Below are 24,628 nucleotides of genomic sequence, written 5' to 3'. Positions count from 1 at the left end.
CACCAAGAATCTGCCAAGCCACCCGGCGCACGGTATCGGGGATCGATAAACCAGCGCCGCGGTGCGGCGTCGTCGAAAGGGCGCCCATGAGTAGAGCGTTTGTCGCCGCGGCCGCGGCCGCGACCCTGCTGTCCGGAGGTCTCACCGCCGCGGCTGTCGGGCTGGCCGCGAGTCCGGCCTACGCCATCCCGCAGTGTTCACCGTCGAACGCAAATGTCCCACCGTGTATGCCGCCGGAGGGGCTGCCCGACTGCAACGCCAACGGTGAATGCGGTCAGCTGTGGTGCCCCGGTTCGGGCATGAACGCCATACCCGGCTGGGACATGAATGTGTGCCACACCTTTCATTTCGATCCCGCCGCCCCGCTGACCAAACCGGTCATGCTCAACGGCAACCCGCCGGGGCCGCCGGCGCCCCCGCCGCCGCCGTGCATCCTGTTCATCAACTGCTTGCCCGGGCTCACGCATCCCTGATCAGCGGTCCGCTTCGGCGGTCAGCGCGGCGAGGTAGCCACGCAGCGCGGTCTTGGCCTCACGCAGCAAGGCGGCGTCGCCATCGGGATCGGCCCGAAACGCCTCCTGCAGCAGGGTGTCGGCGATCAGGTGACCGGCGCGGCAGGCGTCGTCGAGCCGGGCATCATCGGCCAGCAGGTGTTGGGCGAGCACCAACTCCCTGAGCATTGCTGCCATCCGCATCTTGTGCTCCCGGTCGGCGGACCGGGTGGCTTCGGTGAGATGCCGGCCGAACCACAACGCCCGGAACCCCGGCTCGGACCGATACACCTGGGCGAACCCGTCCACCAGCGCGCCGACCGGATCCGCCCAGCGCTGCTCGGCGGCGACCCCGAGGAAAGACGCCATGGTCACCTCGATACGCGCGAGGTAGGACGTCGCCAGCGCCTCGATGATCGCGTCCCGGTCGGGCAGATACTGGTAGACCGCGCCCACTGACATCCCGGCCTCGGCGGCCACCCGCGTGGTCGTCAGCGCCCCGGGTCCCTCCGTGGCCAGCAGCCGATCCGCGGTGGCCAATACCTGCGCCAACCGTTCCCGGCTGCGGGCCTGGCGCGGAGTCCGTCGCAGCACCGCCTCGGGAATCTGCAAACCGTCCACAACCGCCCTCGCCGAAATAAATGTGAATTTGTTTCACATTAGTACTACGCTGCGGATGTGACCACCGCGCACCTCGAAGCCGAACGCGCGGACATTGCGGCGGCGTGCCATCAGCTGGCCGCATCCGGTCTGGTGCTCGGCAGCGCCGGCAATGTCAGCGTGCGAACCGGTGACCACATTGCGATCACCGCCTCGGGCGCGCGGCTGGCCGACATCGGCCTCGAGCAGATCGTCGTCGTCGACGTCGACGGCGCTCTGGTCGGCGGAGATTTCGCGCCCACCTCGGAACTCCAACTGCACCTTGACATTTACCGTCACCACCCGCAGACCGGCGCGGTGGTGCACACCCATGCTCCGAAGTGCACCGCGGTGGCCTGCGTGCTCGACGAACTGCCGGTGCTGCACTACCAGCAGCTGACGCTCGGCGGCGCCACCAAGGTCGCGCCGTTCCATCCGTTCGGCACCCGCGAGCTCGCCGATGCTGTCTCGACGGCCCTCGCCGGACGAAGCGCCGCACTGATGGCCAACCACGGTGCGGTCACCCACGGCCCGACCCTCGACCTGGCCGTCGAATACACGTTGCTGCTGGAGTGGGCCTGCGCGGTCTATCTCGACGCGCGTGCGCTCGGCACACCGCGGATCCTGTCCGCCGACCAGCAATCCGCCGTCATCGACACCGCCCTGCGACTGCGTTACGGCCGGCCCCAGTCGCTGTCGAAGGAGCCATGATGAAGGTCATCACGATGGGCGCCCACATCCTCGACGTGCTGGTGCGTCCCGTCGACGCCATCCCCGACGGACAGCAGACCGCACTCGTCGAGGACATCCGCGTCGCGGCGGCCGGCACCGCCGCCGGCACCGCGCTCACCCTGGCCAAGCTGGGCGCCACCGTGCGCACCGCGGGGGCCATCGGTACCGACGCCACCGGCGACCTGCTGCTGACGCTGCTCGGGCGGGCCGGCATCGACACCACCCTCGTCGTCCGCAAGCCCGATCTGCCCACCTCGATGTCGGTGCTGCCGATCCGGCGTAACGGCGAGCGACCGAGCCTGCACCTGCTCGGGGCAAATCCCGGCTACACCCTCGACGATGTCGACTGGGACGCGGTGGCCGGCGCCGACCACCTGCACCTGGGCGGGCCGGAGTTGATCGGCGCCGACACGGCCGCGCGAATCCTGGCGCACGCCAAGGGCAACGGCGCCACCACCTCCATCGACCTGATCGCGCCGGGGGAGTTGGGCAGCCTCGACGCAATCGCCGCGGCCCTGCCGCACTGCGACTACCTGCTGCCCAATGCCGAGCAGGTCATCGGCTTCACCGGCGCCGCCGACCTGGCCGAGGGCTGTCGCATCCTCGTGGACGCCGGTGTCGGCATGATCGCCGCCACCGACGGCGCCGACGGTGCGCTGCTGATCGACGCACACGGCAGCCGGCGCATCCCCGCGCACGACGTGGCCGTCGTCGACACCACCGGCTGTGGGGACGCGTTCTCGGCGGGATTCCTGTACGGCATCGGTGTGGGCCGGCCGCCGCTGGCGGCCGCGCGGCTGGGCAGCGCCGTCGCCGCGCTGGTGGCCCAAGGTCTCGGCAGCGACCACGGTGACTTCACCCTGGACAGTGCCGACGCGTTCGCCGCGCGCACGCCCACCCGACCGGCCGATTAATCACCTTGTACCCCATGGCAATTGTTCAGCCCGGCCAGGTCAACGGATCCAGATGGAGATAGAAGCGCAGCCGTTCGGGGTCCAGGTCGATGCCGTATCCGGCGGCGAACTCCCGGTCCGCTCGGCGGGCGGTGCGCTCATCGGGCCACGTCTCGCGAGCGTTGGTGAGCAGCAGCGCGATATCCGCGTACGGATCCGCGCACCCCAGGCGCCCCAGATCGATCAGACCCGCGACCCGCTCGGTCTCGGGGTCGACGAGGATGTTCGGCAGGCACAGGTCCCCGTGGCAGACGACGCGCTCCCGGCCCTCTTGTCGAACACGTTGGGGCAGATCGTCTTCCAGGCGGGCGAGGATCGTTTCCGGCGGAACGTGCTGGAGATCCTCGGGGAGGAACTCGGTCTGTACCCGGTGCTGCGCCACCGTCGCCCGGGCGAGCGGCATCGTCACGGCCAACCCTCGGTCGAAGGGGCAGCTGGTGGTGCTGTGTCGTGCAGCCGGCGCACCAGATCCGTGATCGCCGGCCAGACCGCACCGAGCGAGCCGGCGTCGAGCTGGTCGGCCGCTACACCCGCCACCGCGCGAGTCACCAGGCAGGCGCCGTCATCGGTGCTGTGCCAATCCAACACGGCGCCAACGGGAATGCCGGCGTCACCGAGCCAGGCGATGCGGTCGCGCTCGTCGGCCAGCTCGGCGGTTTGCTCGAGCGGAACCACCTTCGCGTAGCGCGACCCATCGGGGTCGCGGAACACCGAGGCCCCGGACTCCCCGGTGGTGACCGGCGACCACCGCGCCCCGTCGGCGGGCAACAGTCCGGCTGACATTCCAGGTTTCACCGACACCCGGCCAGTATGCCGGTACGGGCACCGTCGGCCTTGGACGTATTGACTCGAGGTGAGACCTGTGTCACTCTCTCTGTGCTTAATCGATTAAACAGGTGAGGTGCACATGGCGGTCAGGATGCAGGACGTCGCCGCACGGGCCGGCGTCACGGCGGCCACCGTGTCGCTGGCGCTGTCGGGCAGCACCCGTATCTCCGCCGCCACCCGGGAACGAGTCACCCGCATCGCCGAGGAGATGGGCTACCGCCCGCATGTCGGGGCGCAGGCGTTGCGCACCGACTCCACGCGCAGCATCGGGCTGATCGTCAGCGATGTCGCCAATCCGTTCTTCGCCGATCTGGCCGGTGAGATCCAGCGTGCCGCGGCGCGCCACCGGTACTCGCTGGTGCTGTGCAACAGCGACGAGGACCCGGACCGGCAGGACGACTACCTGGCCGCCCTGCTCGCCGGACGGCGGGTCGACGGCGTGATCGTCGTGCCCACCGCCGCCATGACCCCCGGCCTCCGCCAGGCCGGCGCCACGCGCGCCCGGATCGTGCTGCTGGACCGGCCGGTGGCATTGACCTCCCGCGACGCGGCGACCAAACACCTGGCCCAGTCACCGATCGTGCGCAGCGATGCGCGCGAAGCGCTCGACGAGGTCGCCGAACTGCTCACCGGTCTCGGTCATCGGCGGATCGGGATCATCGCCCCTCCGCTGCAAACGCAGGTGGGCCAGGAACGACGTGATCTCCTGGTGGACGCCCTGGTGCGCAGGGGAGTGCCGCGCCGGTCGATCACCGTGGCCGAAGGCGACTTTCGGCAGGACAGCGGTGCGACGGCGACCGCTCAACTGCTGGCCCGGCGGCAGCCGCCGACCGCGATCTTCGCCGCCGACGGGCTGATGGCCGTCGGCGCTCTCAAGGGGTTGCGGTCGGCGGGATTGCAGGTTCCCCGGGACGTGTCACTCGTCGGATTCGACGACGCCCCCTGGTTCGACCTCTTCGATCCTCCGTTGACCGCCATCGCGCAACCCATCGTCGCGCTGGCGTCCGCCGCCGTCGACGCGATGCTGGCGCTGTTGGCGGGGGAGTCGGCGCTCGGCTCGCAGCCGGCGTGCCAGCTGGTGCACCGCGGCTCCTGTGGTCCCGCCGCCACCGGCCGAGCCGCCTGACCCGTCTGCACACAATCCCCACCCGGCAGCGGGTCTCCACCGGGGAGACCCGACGTTGAAAGGAAGCAAGATGATCAATCCCTTCGGTGTGGCGCAGCGTCGCGCCACCCTGGCCGCCGTGCTGTGCGGCGCCCTGGCGATCAGCACTGTCGGTTGCAATCGCACACCGAGCGAAAGCAATTCGAGCAGTGGCGCGCGTATCGCGATCGTCACGCGGGACTTCACCAACCCGTACTGGGCGGCGCTGCGCGACGGTGCCATCGCCGAGGGTAAGAAGCAGGGCGTCGAGGTCACCGTGCAGGCGGGCAGCTCCGAGACGGACTCGGCGGGTGAGAACACCAAGATCTCGACGATGGCCGCCCAGGACTTCAACTGCTTCGGGGTCGTCCCGGTCAACGCCACCAACGTCATCACCCCGCTGGTGCCGGTCGCCAAGAAGGGCATCCCGATCCTCAACCTGGACACCCAGATCGATGCGGAAGCATCCAAGGCGGCCGGGGTGTCGTACGCCTCGTTCATCGGTTCGGACAATCTCTCGGCAGGCAAGCAGGCCGGGGAGGCGTTGATGGCCGATATGGGCGGACACGGTGACGTCGCGGTGCTGCAAGGGATTGCGGGAGAGCAGAACGGCATCAACCGGCTGAAGGGCTTCACCGAGGCCACGCAGGGCAAGTTGCAGATCGTCGCCACCCAACCGGCCGACTACGACCAGAATCTCGCGCTCACCGTCACCCAGGACCTGTTGCGCGCGCACCCGAGCATCACGGGCATCTTCGCCGCGAACGACACGATGGGGTTGGGCGCCGCCCAGGCGGTCAAGAACGCAGGCAAGTCCGGGCAGATCTCCATCATCTCCGTCGACGGCATCACCGCGGCGCTGCAAGCGGTCAAGGACGGCACGCTGTCCGGCACCATCAGCCAATACCCCTACGCGGAAGGGCAATTGGCGGTACAAGCCTGCGTCAACCTGATCGCCAAGAAGCCGGTGCCCGAACGCGTCGTTGCGCCGATCCAACTGATCGACAAGTCCAACGTCGACAAGGCGATGGCCGCTTTCCCGCAGCCGTTCCAGCCCTTCGACAATCCGATCACCGGCGGGAAGTGATGACCGCTGACACCCTGGCGCCGCCGCAGGCGGTGCGGCCGCGCAAACTCACGGTCGGGGGCGCGGCACGCTATGCCGCGCCCATCGGCCTGGCCGTGGTCTTCGTCGTATTCTTCATTGCCACACCGAATTTCTTGACCGTCGCCAATCTCACCGATCTGCTGGTCTCGGCCTCGATCCTGATGGTGCTGGCCATGGGCCAGCAGATGGTCATCGCCGTCGCCGGTATCGATCTGTCGGTGGGCTCGAACCTGCCGTGGACCGCCGCGATCCTCGGGTTCGCCAGCACCCACGGTGTCAACCTCGGGCTGTCGATACTCCTGGCACTCGTCGCCGGAGTGGTGGTGGGCTTCCTCAACGGGGTCCTTGTGGCGCGGCTCAACATGACCGATTTCATCGTCACCCTGGGCACGCTGTCGGTGGTCAGCGGTGCGACGCTGCTGCTGACCGGGGGTAACACCGTGGCCGTGTCGTCACCGGTGCTGCAGGGCCTCGCGCTCGACGGCATCGGCCCGCTGCGGTGGTTCTGGCTGGTGGCCATCATGGTGGCCATCCTCACGGCGTTCCTGTTGTTCCAAACCAAGACCGGCACCCATCTGCTGGCCACGGGTGGCAACCGAGAGGCCGCCCGCGGCACGGGCATTCACGTCACGCGCACCAGGATGTTGGCCTACGTGCTGTCCGGGCTGGCCTGCGGTGTGGCCGGGGTGCTGCTGGTGGCCCGCACCGGCGGGGCGGACCCCAGCCTGCAGACCGATCTGCTGCTGTCGTCCATCGCCGCGGTGGTCCTGGGCGGCTCCAGCCTGTTCGGCGGTCGCGCGTCGGTGCTCGGTTCGGCCGTCGGGGCGATCCTGCTCACGAGCCTCATCAACGGGTTCACGCTCATCGGTATCTCGCAGAACTACCAGCCGGTCGCCGTCGGCGCCGTCGTCCTCGGTGCGGCGTTCATCTCCAGATTCCAGAAATGAGGACCTCCGTCATGAGTGACGTCACCGAACGGCGTGGCGACGGACCGGCGTTGGTCGAGATCCGTGGACTGACAAAATCATTCGATGCGGTCCGGGCCCTGCAGGGCATCGACCTGACCATCACGCAGGGCACCGTCACGGCCCTGCTGGGTGACAACGGCGCCGGCAAGTCGACCCTGGTGCGGTGCCTGACCGGGGTGCACACCCCGGACGAGGGCGAGATCCGCTTCCGTGGCGAGCCCATCACGCTCGGGTCACCCGATGACGCGCGCCATCTGGGCATCGAGACGGTGTTCCAAGATCTGGGGCTGATCGAGGATCTCCAGGTGTGGCAGAACCTGTTCCTGAACCGGGAACTCACCCGCGGCGTCGTGCCGCTGCGAGTACTGGACAAGAAGCAGATGATCGCCAAGAGCGCGACCATCCTGGCCGATCTCGATGTCAACGTTCCCGACGTGCGGGCCACGGTGCGGCACATGTCGGGCGGACAACGGCAGAGCGTGGCCATCGCCCGGGCCGCCAACTGGGGTACCACGCTGGTCATCATGGACGAGCCGACCGCGGCCCTCGGGGTGCGCGAGACCGCGGCGGTCGAGAAGCTGATCGCGCGGCTGCGCTCGAACGGTGTCACCGTGCTGCTGGTCAGTCACGACATGGATCAGGTGATGCGCGTGGCGGATTCGGCGTGGATCCTGCGGCGGGGCCGCACCGCGGCGCACCGCACCATGGCCGAGACCACCGGTGGGGAACTGGTCGGGCTCATCACCGGTGCCATCGCCGGCGATGCCGATGCCTGAGGCGGCGCCGATCGTCGTGGTGGGCTCGGTCAACGTCGACCATGTCGTCACCGCGACCCGCTTCCCCGCACCCGGGGAGACCGTGGCCGGCACCTCGATCTCCTCGGCGGTCGGTGGCAAGGGGGCCAATCAGGCGGTGGCCGCGGCGCTGGCCGGCGCATCGGTGACGATGGTCGCGACCATCGGCGACGACGGTGACGGCGCCGACGCGAAGAAGCGCCTGAGCGAACACGGCGTGGACACCGCGCATGTCGCGGTGTCGCCGTCGACGCCCACCGGCACCGCGTGGATCACCGTCGCCGAGGGGGACAACACGATCATCGTGGTGCCCGGAGCCAACGGCCGCTGGACGGTCGGTGCGCTGCCGGACGTCATCGACACGGCGGCCATCGTGGTGTGCCAGTTGGAGATTCCTCTGGACATCGTGACTGCCGTCGCCGAGCGGACCACCGGCAGGTTCGTCCTCAACGCGGCACCGGCGGCGGCGCTACCGGACCGGCTGCTGGCCCGCTGCGATGTGCTCGTCGTCAACGAGCACGAGCTGGCCGCCGTCGCGGGCACCGCGGTCACCGTCGACGACGACGGAATCGCCGCGGCCCATGCGCGGCTTCGCCGGCGGGGCGTCGCGGCGGTCGTGACGACGCGCGGGGCGGCGGGAGCGATCGTCACCGACGACGACGGCCGCACGACGATCCTGCCGGCATTGCCGTCGACCGTCGTCGACACCACCGGTGCCGGCGACGCGTTCGTGGGCGTCACCGTCGCGCGGCTGAGCCTCGGTGAGCCGCTGGCCGAAGCCTGCCGGTGGGGCATCGTCGCCGGTGCGCTGGCCGTCCGGGAACTCGGCGCCCAAGAATCCTATGCAGACCTATCGACACTGAGCCGTGTCAGCCAGGAGTACCGATCATGAAGCGCACCGGCATCATTCACGCCGAGCTCGCCCGGCGCCTCGCCGGCCTCCGCCACACCGACACCTTCGTCGTCTGCGATGCGGGGTTGCCGCTGCCGCCGACCACCCCGTGTATCGATCTGGGTTACCGGTACGGGCAGGCGTCGTTCACCGACGTGACGACGGTCGTGCTGGCCGACGTGGTGGTCGAACACAGCTGGGTGTCGAGGGACGTGCTCACCGTCAGTCCGCAGGTGCACCGGCACCTGCAGGGCCTGGGTCTGGCACCCGAACCGATCGAGCACGAGCTGTTCAAGGCACAGGTGCGCGAGGTGGCGTTCGCGGTGCGCACCGGCGAGGACACCTTCTACGCCAACGTGTTGTGCCGGGCGGGTGTGGCCTTCGGGTGACCGTCATCCCGGTGCCGGCCCGGGTTTCGTCACGCCGAGCCGTACCGCCGGTATCTGGCCGCCACCGTTGCCATCCCGTCGTCGTCCACCGCCAGCGCTTTCACCGCGGGATCGATGGTGTGCATCAACCGGGTCAGGGTGTGGCCGGGGGATGTTTCGATCGTGCACGACACCCCGAGCTCGACAAGCAACCGGGCACCGTCATACCAGCGGACGGGATGTGCGACCGAGGACGCCAGGTCGTCGAGGACGGCGTCGGCGGTGTCGACGCTGCGTCCACCCGTGTTGGTGATATACCGTGCCGACGGCGGGCGCCGCGGTAGCCCCGCCAAGTGGGCGCGCAACAGCACGGCGGTCGAGTTCTGCACGGGCCCATGGGAGGCGACGGCGACCTCGAGCGGGTCGAATGCACGCGCGCCGTGAGCTTCGGCAGCAGCCCGCGCCGCGGCGAGGGCGCCGGCGGTCCCGGCCAGCACAGTCTGGGTTGCCGAGTTGATGTTGGCGACCCACACCGGGTCGTCGGTCGTGGTCAGCTCTGCGCAGAGCTGTCGGGCTGACCGGGCCGACAGTCCGGTGACGGCCGCCATACCCCACCGGGCGCCGCGACATGCCTGTTGCATCGCTTCTCCGCGCAGCCGCACCGCGGTCATCGCTTCCCGCAGTGTCAGCACGCCGGCGGTGACAGCCGCCGCAAACGCCCCCGCCGAATGCCCGGCCACGAATTGCGCTGCGACTCCGTGATCGTCGTGCAAGGCCCGCGCACAGGCGACGCCGGCGACCAGCAGGCCGAGTTGGGTGGCGGTGGTGTCCCGTAGGGCAACCGCGGTGTCGAGAGCGGCCGGCCCGCCGATCTCGGTGCAGATGGTCCGCGCTTCGGTGAGCACCGCGGTAACCGGCGCGGTGTCGGGCAAGGTGTGCAACATGCCGGGGCGTTGTGCGCCCTGGCCGGGGAACAACAGCGCGATCGTCATCCGAGGATTTCGGCCACGGTCGCCAGCCGGGGACCCTGCGGCGTCCGCACCAGGACTTCGCCTCGTGCGGTCATCAGTTCGGCCAGCGTGACGGCGCCGGCGGCGGTATCGAGCTGGCAGTCCACCCGTGCGGGTGCCGCGCCGAGTTCGGTGTGCAGGTTCCGGAGCCGGTGCAGCAGGTCCGCATGCCTGAGATCGGCCCGGATGACGATGTCGAGGTCACTGGTGGGGCGCGCGGTGCGTGCACCGGTGGCCAATTCGAAGCCGACACTGCCGGTGGGTCCCCACTGCAGCCGCAACGCTGCCATCCGCTGTGCAAGCCACGTGAATGCCTGCAGCGCAGGCACCGCGCGTTCCGGTGCGGTCAGTGATGCGAGCTCTTCGGGCGGCGTGGTCCGCTGCACGGCGGCCGCCGGAATCCAGCCGGCGTGCCGTCGGGAGCGGTCCGCACCGCGAATCCCGATGGGCAACAAGGAGTCTCCGTGCACCGCGCGTCGCACCACCACCCACGGTGTGCGCAGGACGGCGTCGAGCGCCCACGGTGGCGTGTCGGGAGGTAGCGCGGTGCCGGGATCGGTCAGACGCAACAGATCGTGGGGCCGGGGCGCGCTCATGCCGGCTCGCTGTTCCACTGACGGCGCAGTGTGTCGCGTACGGCGAGCGAGGCGCGGCGGGTGTTGGCAGCGCCGGAGGAGGTCAACCGGTTGGACAGGTCACGCGGGCCGGTGCGGGCCCTGGCTATCGCGGTCTCGATCGCCGTGCCGACGACGGTGATGTCATCGTGGCTGGGGTGATCGGCGGAGCCAACGGTGAGCAGTCCGTCGCAATACCCCAGTGTCGCCCAGTCCGCGACGCGGTAACTGAGCGGAACGACGGTCTTGGCAAGCTCATCGAGTTCATCGACCGTGCGCAGGGTGATCCTGGCCGCGGCCGGTCGGTGCATGGCGTGAATCTCGACGGCCGGATCATCCAGCGCCAGAATGTGCCCGGCTTGCAAACCGTGGGTGAGGAAACCGCCGGACAACGCCGAACCGACCACGAGGGCGATGACGGGATGCCCGGCGACGCGGGCGCGGTGATAGGCGTCCACGGCGGCAGCCATCACCTGATGCAGTCCACAGATCTCCTCCAGTCGGCCATAGGCCTGACTCGGCAGGTCCACCACCGCGACGATCGGGCGTTTGTCCTCGGCATCACGGTCGGCCTCGATGCAGGCCCGGACGGACGAGGCCAGGGCGAGTGATTCGGAGAGCCCCACCTCTCCCCGCCGGGCGCGGTGAAACGGATTCGCCGGATCCGGCACCACTGCCAGATACCACCCGGTCGGAGTGATCGCCCGCAGCACCGACGGGATGACCGCCTCGACGGGGTGACCGTCGGCCAGCGCGCGCAACCAGGTCACCCCGCGTGACGGTGGGCCGGGGTGCGCCGCCGGCGGGGGAGCGGTCGGCCGTATCGCAGCGATGCGGCCGGCGAGGTCATCGAGGCGTTCGCTGCGGTGTCGGCCGGCCACCGGGACCCCGCGGTCCAGCGCCGCGGCGACGGCGGCTCGGATCCGTTCGGCGTCGTCGGGGACCAAGTCGTCGGCCAACCCTTCGGCGCGCCGGTGCCGGCCACCGGTGACGGCCCAGATCAGGGCGTGATCGCCGGAATCGAATTCGTCGACACCGGCTTCCTGCTCGATGACGGCGGGGCCGTTGAGACCGATGCGGGCCTGCGGGGTGACGATGAGCCGGGTGCACAGACCCGCGGCGATGCTCATCCCGCCGAAGGATCCGACAGTTCCCGCGACCACGCCGACGATGGGGGAAAGCTCGCGCAGATCCAGTAGTGCCGAACAGATCTCGGCGACGGCGTTGAGGCCGAGGTTGGCCTCCTGGAGCCGCACCCCGCCGGTTTCGAACAGGATCACCGCCGCGGTCGGGCGGCCCGCCCGGCAGTCGGCCGCGGCGTGCAGCAGCGCCTGGGCGATCTTGGCGCCGGACACCTCACCGGTGGTGCCGCCCTGGAAACCCTGTTCGATGGCCGCGATGACGACGCGATGTCCGCCGATCGTGGCACGGGCGATGACGACTCCGTCGTCGGACTGCGGGGTGATGCCCTGTGCTGGGAGCCAGGGGGATTCGATGCGGTCGAACGGTCCGCAGAGTACGTCGAGTTCCCCGCGATCGGCCAGTGCCACAGCCCGGGCGTGCGCGTCGAGTTCGATGAAACTGTGTCTGCCGAGCAGTTGCTGCCAGGTCAGACCGGCGCTGAGGTCGTCGGCGGTGTCGGTCATGTGCGGTCTCCTTCGGCGGCCTCGGCTGCCTGACGCAGGCGCAGGGTGACCACGGCGGGAGTCGCGCCGAAGTCGTTGAGCTCCCAGCGGCCCGCCAGCGGGGTGTGACCGAAGAAGCGGTCGAGCACCTCGGTCCATACCGTGTCGAAGCCGTCGACGCTGGTACGTACCCGCACGGCTGCCTCGTGCGGGCCGCCGTCGGCCGGCAGTTCGAGCAGGATTTCGAGGTCCCCGGATGCCACGACACCGATGTGTACGGCCCGGCGGGCGACGCGATCGGCGGGAAAGTGATAAGTCAGGGTCTGCATTTCGCACTCCTCCTGCGTTCGAGCCCGTCGAGGAACATCGCGGCGGCCAGGAGGTCACCGGCCCCGCCGGGCGACAGCCGTCGGTCGGCGCACAACGCGTCGAGTTCGTCGAAGCGTTGGCGTCCTTGGTGGGTGCGCATCCCGCCCGCCCGAAGCGTGCGGCGCGCACCGTGCTGGACGGCGGCCAGCCCGGCCGGGCCGCCCCGGTGCAGCAGGCAGGTGTCATCGAGGTGGGCGATGACGGCCAGCAATCCGTCCAGCGGGCGGCCGTCACGTACCGCGGGCAGTGCGTATCGGGTCACGTGCGGGAACCCGCGCCGTGCCTCACCCGCGGCGCCGGCCGCACCGTACCGGAAACGCACCCGCGCGCCGTGCGACAGCGAAGTCCCATCGGCGGCCGGGTCGGGAATCCGGGCCAACCGTGCGGCGACGTCGACGACAGCGCCGGTGGCCGGGTCGGTGGCGGCGGCGGCCGCACTGAGCAGGCCGAGCGCCCACAGCGCACCCCGGTGGGTATTCACCCCTCCGGTGGCCACCAGCATGGCCCGTTCGCCGGCCCGTCCGATCACCCCGAGGCGGGCCCGCAGCTCCGGTCCTACCGGTGATTCGGTAGCAGCGCAGGCACATTCAGCCAGTGCATCGCGCAGCGCGTCGGCGGATGCATGCAGCATGTCGCGGCTCATGTCCGCGTGCGCTCCCGGGCCGCGGCCGTCGACCAAGCCGGGTTTCGGCGTCAGGTCGGCTTCGTCGTGCAGGGCCCTGACCGCGAGGTCGGCGATCATCTGCGGGGCGCCGGTCAGCGTGGATGCGCGCATATGTCACCAGTCCCTGAACTTCGCCGGTGGATCGTAGAGACCGCCCGACCACGCGACGAGGTCGTCGATGCTGCGGGCGGCGAGCAACGAGCGGGTTGCGAGCCGAGTTTCGACACCGAGGTCTTCGGGGAAGGCCACCAGGCCGTCGCGGCGCAGCGACTCGGTCCGGGCGGTGTCGGCCTTCCGGCCGACCGGCGTGACCCCGGCGATGGCAGCCAGCGCTGCCCGCCGGTCGGCCAGCGAATGCGCCTTGTAGAGATAGGCCACGCCCTCCTCGGTCACCACGTGCGACACGTCGTCGCCGTAGATCATCACCGGCGGCAACGGCATACCGGCCTGCTGGCCGACCTCGACGGCGTCGAGGGTCTCGACGAAGGTGGGCACACCGGCACTGCGGAAGGTTTGGGCCATCTGCACCACCAGTTTGCGGCCCCGCCGGTCGGCGCCCGTGCCGTGCGCCAGCTGCAGCCAAGCCGCCGAGGCGTGCCGGCGGCCGCGCGGATCGTGGCCCATGTTGGGAGCGCCGCCGAAACCGGACAGCCGGCCGTCGGTGACGGTGGAGGAGTTGGCGTCCCTGTCGATCTGCAACGACGACCCGATGAACATGTCGATCGCGTACTGACCGGCCAGCTGTGCCAGCACCCGGTTGGAGCGAAGGGAGCCGTCGCGCCCGGTGAAGAACACGTCGGGTCGCGCCGCGGTGTAACGCTCCATGCCCGCTTCGCCGCCGAAACTGTGAATCGATGCCACCCAACCGGATTCGATCGCCGGGATCAGCGTCGGATGCGGGTTGAGGATCCAGTGCCGGGCGATCACCCCTTTGAGACCGAGGCTTTCGGCATAGGTGGGTAGCAGCAGTTCGATCGCGGCGGTGTCGAAACCCACGCCGTGGTTCAGGGAGACGACGCGGTGGCGTTCGTAGACGCCGCGGATGGCGATCATCGCCTTGAGGATCTCAACCTCGCCGATCTGGCGGGGGTCACGGGTGAACAGCGGTTCGAGGGCGAACGGCCGGTCGGCGGCGACGACGAAATCGACCCAGTCGCCGGGGATGTCGACGCGGGGCAGGTCTTCCACGCGGTCGACGACCTCGTCGGCCTGCACGATCACGATGCCGTCGTGGAACGCAGCGGCCTCGGCGATGGTCGGCGTGTCCTCGGTGTTGGGACCGGTGTACAGGTTCCCGTCGCGGTCCGCGCGGGTCGCACACAGCAGGACGACGTCGGGGGCCAGGTCGGTGAACATCCGGGCGTACAACTCGACATAGGTGTGGATGGCGCCGATGCGCACCGATCCGTCCTCGACCATCTGCGCGATGCGCACGCTCTGCGGGCCGGCGTAGGCGAGGTCGAGCGTGGTGGCGATACCGCGCTCGAACAGGTCCAGGTGTTCGGGCCGCGACACCGATGAGATGAGCATGTGCAGATCGTGGAGGCGAGCCGGATCGCAGTCGGCCAGGGTCCGCGACAGGAAGTCGGCCTGCTTCTGATTGTCGCCCTCCAGCGCGACGCGGTCCCCGGGCCGGATCACCGCGTGCAGCGCATCCTTGAGTTCGGCGGGCCGGATCACCTTGCCGTCGGCGTTGGCGCTACCGGCACGCACCCGCTCGAACTTGGCTCGGCGGCGCACGTCCCACCCGGCGTTCGTCGGTCCGCCCGTCACGGTGCGCGCACCGAAGCTATCGGGTTCACGATGGTCATGTAGATCTACCTTCCCAGGTGTCGAGTCGGTTCAGGCCGATACGGCGAATTCGTGGCGTGGTCGTCCTTCGCCGGCAGGGGCTGACCTCCCACCCACCGGAGCCCGGCGAGTAGCCACTGATGGATGGCGACATCGATCGATTCATCGCGATCGGCGATCACTGAGTTCGGAAATCACCCCTTTTTCGAGAAGCACCCGCCATGCAAGGTGGACGCGAGTCACCGTCATGCAACGACAGAAAGGCCACGATGTCCGTCTTCGGCACGCGCTACCACACCGCAAAGATCGACGGGCTCGACGTCTTCTACCGTGAAGCCGGCGACAGGTCCAAGCCCACACTACTTCTGCTGCACGGGTTTCCGTCGAGCTCGCACATGTTCCGGAACTTGATCACCTCACTCTCGGACAGCTTCCACCTGGTCGCACCCGACCACATCGGGTTCGGGCGGTCCGCGATGCCGTCGGTCAACCAATTCACCTACAGCTTCGATCGATTGACCGAGATCACCGAGAAGCTCATCACGCACCTGGGCCTGGACAACTTCGCGCTCTACATCCACGACTACGGTGCACCGATCGGGTTGCGGATCGCCAGCACCCGCCCCGAGCGAATCACCGCCATCATCACCCAGAGCGGCAATGCCTACATGGAGGGCTTCACCCCGTTCTGGGACATCTTGTTCGCCCACGCCAAGGACCGGGCCGCCAACGAAGACGCCGTCCGTGACTACTTCACCGCCGAGAAGACCCACTGGCAGTACGCCCACGGTGTGCCCGCCGACCGCTTGGACCGCATCGCCCCCGAGACGTGGCTGCTCGACCAGGCCGGATTGGACCGCAAGGGCAACGATGCCATCCAACTCCAGTTGTTCTGGGACTACCAGTTCAACCTGGACGGCTACCCCAAGTTTCAGGAGTACTTCCGCACCCATCAGCCGCCGCTGCTGGTGACGTGGGGAAGGAACGACGAGATCTTCGGTGCCGCGGGCGCCGAGGCCTTCAAGCGTGACCTGCCCAACGGTGAGTTCCACCTGCTCGATGCGGGCCATTTCGCCCTGGAGACGCATGGCGAGGAAATCAGCGGCTACATTCGCGACTTCATGGGAAGGTTGTGACCCGTAAGGTGAGTGACCTGCAGCCACGCCAAGGAGTGGGTCATGAGCAAGCACTACCCGGCCATCGCTTTCACCGCCGACGTCCAGCAAGCTCAAAGTGAACACGGCAGCGACACCTTCTACCGGCGCAAGGCGGTCGCCGGCGGCGCGTCCGCCGGGCCGGATCCCCTGACCGATGACGAGCAGGAATTCCTGCGGCAGCGGGACAGCTTCTACCTGGCCACGGTCAGCCAAACCGGGTGGCCGTACGTGCAATTCCGCGGCGGTTCAAAGGGATTCGTGCACATCCTGGATGAGCACACGATCGCGTGGGCGGATTTCAGGGGCAACCTGCAGTACATCAGCACAGGCAATCTGAGCGGTGACGGCAGGGTGGCCGTCATCGCCGTGGACTATGCGCGGCGCACCCGTCTGAAGCTCTTCGGCCACGCGCGCATCGCCTCGGCGGAGGCCGACCCCGAGTTGGCCCGCTCGTTGGCCGATCCGGCCTACGACGCGGTGGTCGAACGCTCCGTCGTGGTGTCCGTCGACGCATACGACTGGAACTGCCCGCAACACATCACCCCGCGCTTCAGTGTCGCCGAGCTCGAGCACGCCCTCGCCGGGCTGCAGGGCCGGATCGAAACGCTGGAAGCCGAGAACGCCGAGCTGCGTCGCCGCCTCACCGGCGCGCACTGAGCGGAGCCCGATCGATCGGGGAGTGCAAGTGAGAGGGTGCTGATGGCCACACTGGTATCGGTGAACGTCGGTATGCCCAAAGACGTTCCATGGAAGGGCCGCACCGTGCACACCGGGGCGTGGAAGGAGCCGGTCACCGGTCCGCGCCTGTTGCGCCGGCTCAACATCGACGGTGACGGGCAGGGCGACACGGCCGGCCACGGTGGTGAGAACCGTGCCGTTCTGGTGTACCAGCTGGCGTCGTATCGGCATTGGGCACGCGAGTTCGGACGCGACGATCTGGCCCCGGGCATGCTGGGGGAGAACCTCACCGTCGACGGCATGGCCGACGACGAAGTGTGCATCGGTGATCGTTACCGCATCGGCGACGCCGTCGTCGAAGTCACCCAGCCCCGGGTGACGTGTTATCGCGCGGGGCTGCGTATCGGTGAGCCGAGAATGGCCGCGCTACTCGTGGCGCACCGCCGCACCGGCTTCTATTGCCGGGTGCTCACCGAAGGCGAGATCGAAGCCGGCCAGGACATCGTCAAGATCGCCGACGGACCCGAAGGCGTCACCGTCGCCGAGATGGATGGGTTGTTGTACCTGCCGGGCCATTCCCCGGAGGATCTGCGACGCGCCCTCCGGATCCCGGCGTTGAGCCCCGGATGGCAGCAGTCCCTGCAGAGCCTGCTCGATCAGGCCGACGGGACGACGGAGGTGCTCGGCAACAGTGGGTTGACCGGAGTGCCGGTGCGTGCACCCGATTGGCCCGGGTTCCGGCCGTTGCGTGTCGCCGCAACCCATGCCGAGAGCCGGCATGTGCGGTCGCTGCTGTTGGTGAACCCCGACGGCACCCCATTACCGGAATGGGCCGCCGGCCAGTCCATCACCGTGCGCCTGCCGGCCGGGCCCGACCGGGCGCCCCTGGTGCGCAATTACTCGCTGTCCAACGGCCCAGGGACGAGTGGTTACCGCATCGCCGTCAAGCGGGAATCCGCCGGCACGGTGAGCACCTACGTCCACGAGCATCTCGATGTGGGTGATGTCGTCGACGTCGCGGCCCCACGCGGCTCCTTCTGCCTGACGGCCGGTGCCGAGCCGATCCTGCTGCTGTCTGCCGGCGTCGGGGTGACACCGGTTCTCTCCATGCTGCATCATCTCCGGCAGACTCAGCCGACCCGGACCGTGTGGTGGCTGCACGGCGCACGCAACGGTGCTGAGCATCCCTTCGCCGCGGAGGCCAGAGCACTGCTGGATCAGCTGCCGAACAGCCGGGCACGGGTCTTCTACAGCCGTCCGTCGGCGACGGATCGGATCGGCACGGATTATGACCAGCAAGGTCATCTCGACCCGGACGCGGTGACCGCGCTACGGCTGCCGCGTGACGGGTCGGCGTATCTGTGCGGGCCGGCGTCGTTCATGGATCAACTGGGTGCTGCGCTGCAAGCCTGTGGGCTGGACCCGGCGAAGATTCACGCCGAGACGTTCGGCGCCCGCTCGGCGATCACCCCCGGAATCACCGGAGACGGGGAGTCGGGGCCACCGCACCGGCCCGACGGCCCGGCCGGGACGGGGCCGACCATCGCGTTCGCCCGCAGCGCCCTCTCCGCGCCATGGGGTTCCTCGTACGGCAGCATCCTGGAATTCGCCGAAGCGTGCGACGTGCCGACGCGGTGGTCGTGCCGCACCGGGGTGTGCCACACCTGTGAGACGGGATTGCTCGCCGGACAGGTCAGCTATGACCTCGACCCGCTGGAGCCGCCCGCGCCGGGAAATGTGTTGCTGTGCATCGCGAAACCCGCTGAGCCGCTTGTGTTGGACCTGTGACGAGCGCACGGCGCAAACCAGCTGTGGCCGAGGGACGTCCGAGCGCCGGGGCGTAGCGGGATTGCCGATCACGTGGTCGCTGAATCGTATGATCGGTCGGTGGAATTACGTCAGCTGGAAGCTTTCGTCGCCGTGGGGACCGAATTGCACTTCGGGCGCGCGGCGGAGAAGTTGCATATGGGGCAGCCGACGCTCAGCGACTTGGTACGACGGCTGGAACGCGAGCTCGGCGCGACGCTGCTGACCAGAACCACAAGACGGGTGGCGCTGACCCAAGCCGGCACCGAACTGCTGGGCCGCGCCAAGTTCATCATCGACTCGGTGGAGGGAGCAACCGCCGCGGTACGGCGGGTCGCCGAAGGTGGCGCGGGACGTGTCCGGATCGGCATCACACCGCCCGTCGCACCCATCTTGGCGCCGCATCTCGCGGCGGCCTTCAAAGCGCTGGCCCCCGACGTCGACGTGACGATTCGCCGGATGTGGTTGCCGGACCTGGAACGGACCGTCGCCGATATCGATGGTGAACTGGACCTGGCGATCACCTGTGCGAAGGTTCCGGACCCGCCGGGGATCATCAGCGAGATCTTCTGCGCGGAACCACTGTTCGTGACGTTGCGCCCCGACCATCGGCTCGCCGGCCGGCACGGGATCGAGCTGGCCGAGTTGGCCGGCGAAACCCTGGGCCTGCACAGCGCGGCGTTGTTCCCGGCGTGGGTTTTGGCGCTACGCCAGGTGTTGGAGGCAGCCGGCGTGGCACCGCCGACGGTAGAGCTCACCGACACCGACCTGTCGGCCGGCCGCTGGGCAGCCCAACACGAAGTCGACTGGATTCTCACCACCAAATCCGTTGCCGGAAGCCACGTGTCGACTCCGCTGATCCCCGTCTCGCCGAGCCTGCACGTGCCCTACACGCTGCAGTGGTGCCCGATCCGGGCGGCCAGCGCGGCGGTGGGCCGCTTCGTCGACCTGGCCCTGTCGGTCGACGTGCCGCCGGGTTGGGTCACCCAGCATGACCACCTCCGCCACACCAAGGCCTGATCCGCAGGCGTCAGCGCAGGGGGAACTCCTGACCATGCTCCTCGAGCGGTCGCGGGCCGAAGTAGCGCCGCTGCGACTCCTCGATGGCGACATCGTTGATGCTGGTCTCGCGGCGGCGCATCAATCCGTTCTCGTCGAACGCCACACGCTGTCCGGGTTGTACGCCAGGCTGACGCGATACTGATCGCGGGTGTTCCAATCCAGATGGCTTTGATCGGCAGAGCCGAACAATGAACCTCGGGACTACCCCCGCAGGATATCGGCGACGGATGCGGTTTTGACGAGCGAACCTGCGACTGCGGCCAAATCGTCGTCCGCCGTCACCAACGCGTCGGCTTGGAGTTGGGTCAGCGCGATGTAGTGGGCTTGATGGACGTCGGGCCAGTTCAATTCGGTGGCGAGGCGCCACGCGTGGTCTTCCAGCGACCGGTCGCCGAGAAACCGGATCCCGAGCCGGCGGACACCGTCGAGCACTCGTCGGCCGGCCGATTCCTCGATCTGCCCCCGGCGCACCGAGTCGTACACGAGGGCCAGCACCTGCGAGCGCAGTAGCGTGGGAGCGGTCAGACTGCGCTGTGGCGGAATGGTGACCCCGTCGGTGGCAAGGGCGATCGTCACGGGGGCATCGATGACGAAAGTGTTCAACCCCGTTGCCTTCGGTTCATCCACGTCGTGCCGGCCCACCGTCAGCCGTACTCGCACGTGGTCACCGTCGTCGACGCCTTCCGGGCGGCGTAGCGCGATCTTCAGCGGTACCAGATACCCGCCGTCCTTCGGGATCAGCGATGTGGTCACCTCGGTCTCTCCGATGCGCACGTGCGCCGGGATCACTCCCCAGCCGTAGGTCAGCTCGCCGTGATGGGCGTGCAAGAAATCATCGACATGGGGTGGGGTGGCGACGAAGAAGTACGGTGCGGGGCCACGCCACTGGAAGACCTCGGCCTCGAACTCCCACTCCACGGCTTCCACCCTAGAGAACGGGTGCTGCGTGGGGAGCAGTTCCGATGCGATCGCTTCCTCAGAAGGCTGCCGGCTCGAGCTCCATGACATCGGTGTTGACGGATTCGATCACCGAACGCACCGAGGCCAGCAACGGCAGCATGTTCTCGGCGAAGAACTTGGCGACCGCGACCTTGCCGGTGTAGAAGGGCAGGTCCCGTTCCGCGGGGCCCTTTTCGAGTGCTTGCAGTGCCTTGTCCGCCGACACCAACAACCGCCAGCCGATCAGCAGGTCCCCGACCGCCATCAGGAAGCGCACCGAGCTCAGACCCACCTTGTACAGCTGCTCGGGCTTGTCCTGGGCCGCCATCAGGTAGCCGGTCAGCGCGGCGGCCATGGCTTGGACATCGGCCAATGCCGCTGCCAGATACCCGATTTGGGCGGCCAACCGGGTGTCGGCGGTGTCGATCGTGGCCGAGATCTGGTTGGAGACGTGCGCCAGGGCCGACCCTTGGTCCTTGATGATCTTGCGGAAGAAGAAGTCCAGGGACTGGATGGCCGTCGTGCCCTCGTAGAGGGCGTCGATGCGGGCATCCCGGACGTACTGCTCGATCGGGTAATCCTGCAGGAACCCCGAGCCGCCGAGCGTTTGCAGGGATTCGGAGAGCATCTCATAGGCCCGCTCGGAGCCGACCCCTTTGACGATGGGCAGCAGCAGGTCCTCGACGCGGTGCGCCATGTCGGGGTCCGCACCCGAAACCAGCTGCGCCACATCGGGATCCTGGTACGCGGCCGTGTAGAGGTACAGCGAGCGCAGCCCCTCGGCGTAGGCCTTCTGCGTCATCAGGCTGCGCCGGATGTCGGGATGTTCGATGATGGCGACCCGCGGGGCGGTCTTGTCGGCCATCTGGGTCAGGTCGGGTCCCTGGATGCGCTCCTTGGCGTAGGCCAGTGCGTTGAGGTATCCGGTCGACAGGGTTCCGGCGGCCTTCACCCCGACCGTCATGCGGGCGTTCTCGATCACCTTGAACATCTGGGCGATGCCGTTGTGCACATCGCCGACCAGGTATCCGACCGCGGGGGTACCGTGCACGCCGAAGCTGACCTCACACGTGGGTGAGGACTTGATCCCCATCTTGTGTTCCACGCCCGTCACGAACACGCCGTTGCGCTCGCCCAGCTCGAGGCTGTCAGAGTCGAACAGGTAATTGGGCACGAAGAACAGGCTCAACCCCTTGGTGCCGGGTCCGGCGCCCTCCGGCCGAGCCAGGACGAGATGGAAGACGTTCTCGGCGGTGTCGCCGACGTCGCCGCCGGAGATGAACCGTTTGACGCCTTCGATGTGCCACGTGCCGTCGTCCTGCGCGATCGCCTTGGTCCGGCCGGCCCCCACGTCGGACCCGGCGTCGGCCTCGGTCAGCACCATGGTCGCCGACCAGCCCTTGTCCATCGCCGTACGCGCCCAATGCCGTTGCTCGTCGGTACCGACCTCGGCCAGCGTGTGCGCCATCGCCGGGCCCAGACCGTAGAAGAACATGGCGGACGGGTTGGCGCAGATGACCATTTCCTGGATCGCCCAGACCAGCGCCGCGGGTGCCGCCGTACCGCCGGCGCGCTCGTCGAGCCCCACCCGCCACCATTGGGCGTCCTTCACGATCTGCACCGTCTTGGCCAGCGGGTCGGGGACGGTGATGCGGTGCTCGTCGGGCAGGAACACCGGGGGATTGCGGTCACCGTCGACGAAGGAGTCGGCGATGACGTCCTCGGCGAGCCGCGCGACCTCGTCGAGCATGGCGCGCACGGTGTCGACGTCGAGGTCGCCGTACCCGCCGGCGGCGAGGACGTCGCCGACCGGCAGCACCTCGAACAGGTTGAAGGTCACGTCGCGGACATTGGCGATGTAGTGGCTCACGCGCGACACGATCCGCCGCGTCCGGAAGGGTACGCAACCGTAGGTCGGTCAACCTACGGTTACGGAACCGGAGGATTCCAGGTCACCCAGGATGTGACCTTGATCACGTGCGCGCGGCGCGGTGAGTTCTGCCTTCGGCTGCGGTCTGATCCTCATGGGCAAGCTCATCTACGGGTTCAACGTGTCGGTGGACGGCTACATCGCCGATGCACACGGCAATATCGACTGGTCTGAGCCGAGCGACGAACTGCATCAATACTGGAACGACTTCGCGCGCGAGACCGCCCTGTCGTTCTACGGCAGGCGGCTCTACGACCTGATGTCGGCGTACTGGCCGACGGCCGAGCAGGCCCCGGACGCCACCCCGTTGACGGTCGACTTCGCCCGCATCTGGTGCGCGATGCCCAAAGTCGTGTTCTCGCGCAGCCTGGAGTCCGTGGGCTCGAACTGCCGCCTGGAACGCGGTGACCCGGTCGATGTGGTGCGGCGACTGAAAGCGGAAACCGCGGGGCGGCTGGAACTGGCCGGCGCGACATTGGCAGCCCCGATCGTGCGGGCCGGACTGGTGGACGAGTACCGCATGGTGGTCACGCCCACCGCGGTGGGCGGCGGCACGCCGTTCTTCCCGACGCTGCCGTCCTGGATGGCGCTGCGTCTGGTGGAGACCCGCACCTTCCCGGGCGGCACGGTCCTGCTCCGGTACGAGGCGAGACGCCACTGACCCAGCGGGCCCGAGCGGTACCGAGCCAACCCGAGTCGCTCAGTCCCGCAAGGCATCCTCGATGCGTTGCACCTTCGCCGACAGTTGTCCGTGGTACCCGGGCCGGATGTCGGCCTTGAGTACCAGGCTGACCCTGGGGGAAGCGGCCGCGACGGCCTCCACGGCCTGTTTGACCACGGCCATGACCTCGTCCCACTCACCTTCGATGTTGGTGAACATGGCGTTGGTCTCATTCGGCAGGCCCGACGCCCGGACCACCCTGACCGCTTCTGCGACGGCCGCGCCGACGCCGCCGTCCTCGTCTCCGCCCGACGGGCTGACGCTGAATGCCACCAGCATGGCGTCTACTGCTTGCTGAACGCGGTCGGGCGGACCACCAGGATCACCCGGTCGGCCTTGTCGGCGGGTGGTTCGGTCAGCGGTCCGTCGTACCGATCGTTGAGTTGCAGATAGAACGCCCCGGTCGGGTCGGGGACAATCTCCTCCACGACGCCACGGACCTCCAAGAAGCGGTACGGGTTGTCGGGATCGATGACCGACATCGCCACCGCCGGATTGGCGGTCACGTTGCGGTACTTCTGCCGCTTGGTGGTGTGGGTGAACCGCAGCAACTCGCCGTCCCACACGAACCACATCGCGTTGACCTGCGGCGTGCCATCGGGACGCACGGTGGCGAGGTGCCCGTACAACGGGCGGACGAGCAGCGATTCATAACCCTCGGGGACGGTGGCCATGCTGATCCTCTCGATGCGGTCGGTGTTGTCTGCACGCAGTTCTACCGCGCTTGCGCCCTACCGCGCATGCGGCCGATCACCGTGCCGAGCACCCACGTCGATCCGCTCAGGCGTCCGGCCGGGGCACGTCACCACGCCACGCGCCGGTCGGGGCGGGCCGGTCTTCGATGAACTTCTTGAAACGCTCGAGGTCGCCCTTCACCCGCGTCTGCAGAACCCCGAGCTTGTCGGCGACGTTCTCGACGAAGCCTTCGGGGTCGACGTCCATCTGGGTGGTGACGCGGGTCTTGTCATCGTCGAGGCGGTGGAAGGTGACCACACCCGCATGATCGGGTCCGTTGTCGGACTTCCAGGCGACCCGCTCGTCGGGATGCTGCTCGGTGACCGTCGCGTCGAACTCCCGCTCGACGCCACCGATCTTGATGACCCAGTGCAAATGGGTGTCGTCGCGCTGCTCGATGCGCTCGACGCCTTCCATGAACTCGGGGAAGGACTCGAACTGAGTCCATTGGTCATAGACCGTGCGGATGGGACGTTCGACGTCGATCGACGCGGTGTGGGTGGCCATTTCGCGCTCCTTTGCTTGACGGGCAGTACGTCCGATACCCCGTTGCCGGCGGGTCCAACCGCGGGCGCCGAACCCAATGTCCGTGCACGGGACCGGCGGGGCC

Annotated in this window: 27 protein-coding genes and 2 pseudogenes; 14 read left to right on the top strand and 15 right to left on the bottom strand. The window is 68.5% G+C overall.

Features of this window, described 5'->3' with window-relative positions:
• The first annotated feature begins 86 nt into the window (after positions 1 to 86).
• Complete coding sequence (locus tag BN977_RS32685; RefSeq protein ID WP_131590166.1) at positions 87 to 473, top strand: hypothetical protein; 387 nt, start codon at positions 87 to 89, stop codon at positions 471 to 473.
• Here BN977_RS32685 and BN977_RS18660 read toward each other — a convergent pair whose 3' ends face one another.
• Positions 474 to 1,112, bottom strand: coding sequence for a TetR/AcrR family transcriptional regulator (locus BN977_RS18660; protein WP_036400145.1), 639 nt, complete (start codon positions 1,110 to 1,112; stop codon positions 474 to 476).
• 57 nt (positions 1,113 to 1,169) lie between these two features.
• Between BN977_RS18660 and BN977_RS18655 the strand changes: the two genes are divergently transcribed.
• A complete protein-coding gene (locus BN977_RS18655; protein ID WP_036400143.1) occupies positions 1,170 to 1,841 on the top strand; it encodes a class II aldolase/adducin family protein in 672 nt (223 codons plus the stop codon).
• On the top strand, positions 1,841 to 2,776 hold the full coding sequence (locus BN977_RS18650; RefSeq protein ID WP_036400140.1) for a carbohydrate kinase family protein: 936 nt from the start codon (positions 1,841 to 1,843) through the stop codon (positions 2,774 to 2,776). Before BN977_RS18655 ends, BN977_RS18650 begins: the two co-directional genes overlap by 1 nt.
• 25 nt (positions 2,777 to 2,801) lie before the next feature.
• Here the strand turns inward: BN977_RS18650 and BN977_RS33590 are convergent.
• Positions 2,802 to 3,598, bottom strand: a pseudogene (locus BN977_RS33590) (APH(3'') family aminoglycoside O-phosphotransferase).
• Between the two features lie 124 nt (positions 3,599 to 3,722).
• Between BN977_RS33590 and BN977_RS18640 the strand changes: the two are divergent.
• The 6 genes from BN977_RS18640 to rbsD all read left to right on the top strand — a co-directional run bounded on the left by BN977_RS18640 (position 3,723) and on the right by rbsD (position 8,938).
• Positions 3,723 to 4,769, top strand: coding sequence for a LacI family DNA-binding transcriptional regulator (locus tag BN977_RS18640; RefSeq protein WP_051561649.1), 1,047 nt, complete (start codon positions 3,723 to 3,725; stop codon positions 4,767 to 4,769).
• A gap of 70 nt (positions 4,770 to 4,839) precedes the next feature.
• Positions 4,840 to 5,874 carry a sugar ABC transporter substrate-binding protein gene (locus BN977_RS18635; protein WP_084172606.1) on the top strand — a complete coding sequence of 345 codons (1,035 nt, stop codon included), beginning with the start codon at positions 4,840 to 4,842 and terminating at the stop codon, positions 5,872 to 5,874.
• The gene (locus tag BN977_RS18630) at positions 5,874 to 6,842 is read left to right on the top strand and encodes an ABC transporter permease (protein WP_036400138.1); all 969 of its coding nucleotides are present in this window, start codon (positions 5,874 to 5,876) and stop codon (positions 6,840 to 6,842) included. Before BN977_RS18635 ends, BN977_RS18630 begins: the two co-directional genes overlap by 1 nt.
• A gap of 11 nt (positions 6,843 to 6,853) precedes the next feature.
• The gene (locus BN977_RS18625) at positions 6,854 to 7,639 is read left to right on the top strand and encodes an ATP-binding cassette domain-containing protein (protein WP_051561702.1); all 786 of its coding nucleotides are present in this window, start codon (positions 6,854 to 6,856) and stop codon (positions 7,637 to 7,639) included.
• Entirely contained in the window at positions 7,626 to 8,549 is a 924-nt protein-coding gene (locus BN977_RS18620) for a ribokinase (RefSeq protein WP_206666817.1), read from the top strand. The genes BN977_RS18625 and BN977_RS18620 overlap by 14 nt, the downstream gene beginning before the upstream one ends.
• Entirely contained in the window at positions 8,546 to 8,938 is a 393-nt protein-coding gene (gene rbsD / locus BN977_RS18615) for a D-ribose pyranase (RefSeq protein ID WP_036400134.1), read from the top strand. Before BN977_RS18620 ends, rbsD begins: the two co-directional genes overlap by 4 nt.
• A 29-nt stretch (positions 8,939 to 8,967) precedes the next feature.
• On the opposite strand, the gene BN977_RS18610 is transcribed toward rbsD, so the two are convergent.
• The 6 genes from BN977_RS18610 to mdcA are packed head-to-tail and all read right to left on the bottom strand — an operon-like array spanning position 8,968 to position 14,972.
• Positions 8,968 to 9,909, bottom strand: a complete 942-nt coding sequence (locus BN977_RS18610) for an ACP S-malonyltransferase (RefSeq protein WP_036400133.1) — start codon at positions 9,907 to 9,909, stop codon at positions 8,968 to 8,970.
• On the bottom strand, positions 9,906 to 10,523 hold the full coding sequence (locus BN977_RS18605) for a malonate decarboxylase holo-ACP synthase (protein ID WP_024454468.1): 618 nt from the start codon (positions 10,521 to 10,523) through the stop codon (positions 9,906 to 9,908). Before BN977_RS18605 ends, BN977_RS18610 begins: the two co-directional genes overlap by 4 nt.
• On the bottom strand, positions 10,520 to 12,187 hold the full coding sequence (locus BN977_RS18600) for a biotin-independent malonate decarboxylase subunit beta (RefSeq protein ID WP_051561647.1): 1,668 nt from the start codon (positions 12,185 to 12,187) through the stop codon (positions 10,520 to 10,522). The genes BN977_RS18605 and BN977_RS18600 overlap by 4 nt, the downstream gene beginning before the upstream one ends.
• On the bottom strand, positions 12,184 to 12,495 hold the full coding sequence (gene mdcC / locus BN977_RS18595) for a malonate decarboxylase acyl carrier protein (protein WP_036400130.1): 312 nt from the start codon (positions 12,493 to 12,495) through the stop codon (positions 12,184 to 12,186). The genes BN977_RS18600 and mdcC overlap by 4 nt, the downstream gene beginning before the upstream one ends.
• Positions 12,483 to 13,310 carry a triphosphoribosyl-dephospho-CoA synthase gene (locus BN977_RS18590; protein ID WP_036400128.1) on the bottom strand — a complete coding sequence of 276 codons (828 nt, stop codon included), beginning with the start codon at positions 13,308 to 13,310 and terminating at the stop codon, positions 12,483 to 12,485. Before BN977_RS18590 ends, mdcC begins: the two co-directional genes overlap by 13 nt.
• Before the next feature lie 3 nt (positions 13,311 to 13,313).
• A complete protein-coding gene (mdcA, locus tag BN977_RS18585; RefSeq protein WP_036400125.1) occupies positions 13,314 to 14,972 on the bottom strand; it encodes a malonate decarboxylase subunit alpha in 1,659 nt (552 codons plus the stop codon).
• Positions 14,973 to 15,259: 287 nt separating this feature from the next.
• Between mdcA and BN977_RS18580 the strand changes: the two genes are divergently transcribed.
• The 4 genes from BN977_RS18580 (at position 15,260) to BN977_RS31505 (ending at position 19,651) form a co-directional block, all read left to right on the top strand.
• Entirely contained in the window at positions 15,260 to 16,126 is an 867-nt protein-coding gene (locus BN977_RS18580) for an alpha/beta fold hydrolase (RefSeq protein ID WP_036400121.1), read from the top strand.
• A gap of 42 nt (positions 16,127 to 16,168) precedes the next feature.
• The gene (locus BN977_RS18575) at positions 16,169 to 16,804 is read left to right on the top strand and encodes a pyridoxamine 5'-phosphate oxidase family protein (protein ID WP_036400548.1); all 636 of its coding nucleotides are present in this window, start codon (positions 16,169 to 16,171) and stop codon (positions 16,802 to 16,804) included.
• A 42-nt stretch (positions 16,805 to 16,846) separates the two neighbouring features.
• Positions 16,847 to 18,613 carry an MOSC domain-containing protein gene (locus tag BN977_RS18570; protein ID WP_036400546.1) on the top strand — a complete coding sequence of 589 codons (1,767 nt, stop codon included), beginning with the start codon at positions 16,847 to 16,849 and terminating at the stop codon, positions 18,611 to 18,613.
• Positions 18,614 to 18,712: 99 nt separating this feature from the next.
• Complete coding sequence (locus BN977_RS31505) at positions 18,713 to 19,651, top strand: LysR family transcriptional regulator (protein WP_131590164.1); 939 nt, start codon at positions 18,713 to 18,715, stop codon at positions 19,649 to 19,651.
• A gap of 10 nt (positions 19,652 to 19,661) precedes the next feature.
• On the opposite strand, the pseudogene BN977_RS33335 reads toward BN977_RS31505, so the two are convergent.
• The 4 genes and pseudogenes from BN977_RS33335 to BN977_RS18555 form a co-directional block, all read right to left on the bottom strand.
• Positions 19,662 to 19,790, bottom strand: a pseudogene (locus BN977_RS33335) (DUF1348 family protein); the annotation flags it as partial.
• Entirely contained in the window at positions 19,772 to 19,882 is a 111-nt protein-coding gene (locus tag BN977_RS33330) for a DUF1348 family protein (protein ID WP_109790232.1), read from the bottom strand. The pseudogene BN977_RS33335 and the gene BN977_RS33330, both read right to left, overlap by 19 nt.
• Before the next feature lie 12 nt (positions 19,883 to 19,894).
• A complete protein-coding gene (locus BN977_RS18560; protein ID WP_036400543.1) occupies positions 19,895 to 20,611 on the bottom strand; it encodes a type II toxin-antitoxin system VapC family toxin in 717 nt (238 codons plus the stop codon).
• Between the two features lie 58 nt (positions 20,612 to 20,669).
• Complete coding sequence (locus BN977_RS18555; RefSeq protein WP_036400541.1) at positions 20,670 to 22,502, bottom strand: acyl-CoA dehydrogenase; 1,833 nt, start codon at positions 22,500 to 22,502, stop codon at positions 20,670 to 20,672.
• 154 nt (positions 22,503 to 22,656) lie between these two features.
• Here BN977_RS18555 and BN977_RS18550 point away from each other — a divergent pair, with 154 nt between their 5' ends.
• Entirely contained in the window at positions 22,657 to 23,223 is a 567-nt protein-coding gene (locus tag BN977_RS18550; protein WP_024454477.1) for a dihydrofolate reductase family protein, read from the top strand.
• A gap of 39 nt (positions 23,224 to 23,262) precedes the next feature.
• Here BN977_RS18550 and BN977_RS18545 read toward each other — a convergent pair whose 3' ends face one another.
• The 3 genes from BN977_RS18545 to BN977_RS18535 all read right to left on the bottom strand — a co-directional run bounded on the left by BN977_RS18545 (position 23,263) and on the right by BN977_RS18535 (position 24,525).
• Positions 23,263 to 23,562 (bottom strand): thiamine-binding protein, encoded by a 300-nt coding sequence (locus BN977_RS18545; protein WP_024454478.1) that lies wholly within the window; start codon positions 23,560 to 23,562, stop codon positions 23,263 to 23,265.
• Between the two features lie 5 nt (positions 23,563 to 23,567).
• Positions 23,568 to 23,957: a PPOX class F420-dependent oxidoreductase gene (locus BN977_RS18540; RefSeq protein ID WP_024454479.1), complete on the bottom strand. Its 390-nt coding sequence runs from the start codon at positions 23,955 to 23,957 to the stop codon at positions 23,568 to 23,570.
• A 106-nt stretch (positions 23,958 to 24,063) separates the two neighbouring features.
• Positions 24,064 to 24,525 (bottom strand): SRPBCC family protein, encoded by a 462-nt coding sequence (locus BN977_RS18535; RefSeq protein ID WP_024454480.1) that lies wholly within the window; start codon positions 24,523 to 24,525, stop codon positions 24,064 to 24,066.
• Positions 24,526 to 24,628 lie beyond the last annotated feature (103 nt).

Source organism: Mycolicibacterium cosmeticum, from assembly GCF_000613185.1.
GTDB lineage: Bacteria > Actinomycetota > Actinomycetes > Mycobacteriales > Mycobacteriaceae > Mycobacterium > Mycobacterium cosmeticum.
Note: the sequence above shows the minus strand (reverse complement) of the source record. Positions and strands in the feature narration are given on the sequence as shown.

Bases quoted from the DNA above. Each gene is read 5' to 3' on its own strand.
- BN977_RS32685 (WP_131590166.1), top strand. From the start codon at position 87: ATGAGTAGAGCGTTTGTCGCCGCGGCCGCGGCCGCGACCCTGCTGTCC.
- BN977_RS18650 (WP_036400140.1), top strand. From the start codon at position 1,841: ATGAAGGTCATCACGATGGGCGCCCACATCCTCGACGTGCTGGTGCGT.
- BN977_RS18640 (WP_051561649.1), top strand. From the start codon at position 3,723: ATGGCGGTCAGGATGCAGGACGTCGCCGCACGGGCCGGCGTCACGGCG.
- BN977_RS18635 (WP_084172606.1), top strand. From the start codon at position 4,840: ATGATCAATCCCTTCGGTGTGGCGCAGCGTCGCGCCACCCTGGCCGCC.
- BN977_RS18630 (WP_036400138.1), top strand. From the start codon at position 5,874: ATGACCGCTGACACCCTGGCGCCGCCGCAGGCGGTGCGGCCGCGCAAA.
- BN977_RS18625 (WP_051561702.1), top strand. From the start codon at position 6,854: ATGAGTGACGTCACCGAACGGCGTGGCGACGGACCGGCGTTGGTCGAG.
- BN977_RS18620 (WP_206666817.1), top strand. From the start codon at position 7,626: ATGCCGATGCCTGAGGCGGCGCCGATCGTCGTGGTGGGCTCGGTCAAC.
- rbsD (WP_036400134.1), top strand. From the start codon at position 8,546: ATGAAGCGCACCGGCATCATTCACGCCGAGCTCGCCCGGCGCCTCGCC.
- BN977_RS18610 (WP_036400133.1), bottom strand. From the start codon at position 9,909: ATGACGATCGCGCTGTTGTTCCCCGGCCAGGGCGCACAACGCCCCGGC.
- BN977_RS18605 (WP_024454468.1), bottom strand. From the start codon at position 10,523: ATGAGCGCGCCCCGGCCCCACGATCTGTTGCGTCTGACCGATCCCGGC.
- BN977_RS18600 (WP_051561647.1), bottom strand. From the start codon at position 12,187: ATGACCGACACCGCCGACGACCTCAGCGCCGGTCTGACCTGGCAGCAA.
- mdcC (WP_036400130.1), bottom strand. From the start codon at position 12,495: ATGCAGACCCTGACTTATCACTTTCCCGCCGATCGCGTCGCCCGCCGG.
- BN977_RS18590 (WP_036400128.1), bottom strand. From the start codon at position 13,310: ATGCGCGCATCCACGCTGACCGGCGCCCCGCAGATGATCGCCGACCTC.
- BN977_RS18580 (WP_036400121.1), top strand. From the start codon at position 15,260: ATGTCCGTCTTCGGCACGCGCTACCACACCGCAAAGATCGACGGGCTC.
- BN977_RS18575 (WP_036400548.1), top strand. From the start codon at position 16,169: ATGAGCAAGCACTACCCGGCCATCGCTTTCACCGCCGACGTCCAGCAA.
- BN977_RS18570 (WP_036400546.1), top strand. From the start codon at position 16,847: ATGGCCACACTGGTATCGGTGAACGTCGGTATGCCCAAAGACGTTCCA.
- BN977_RS18550 (WP_024454477.1), top strand. From the start codon at position 22,657: ATGGGCAAGCTCATCTACGGGTTCAACGTGTCGGTGGACGGCTACATC.
- BN977_RS18545 (WP_024454478.1), bottom strand. From the start codon at position 23,562: ATGCTGGTGGCATTCAGCGTCAGCCCGTCGGGCGGAGACGAGGACGGC.
- BN977_RS18540 (WP_024454479.1), bottom strand. From the start codon at position 23,957: ATGGCCACCGTCCCCGAGGGTTATGAATCGCTGCTCGTCCGCCCGTTG.
- BN977_RS18535 (WP_024454480.1), bottom strand. From the start codon at position 24,525: ATGGCCACCCACACCGCGTCGATCGACGTCGAACGTCCCATCCGCACG.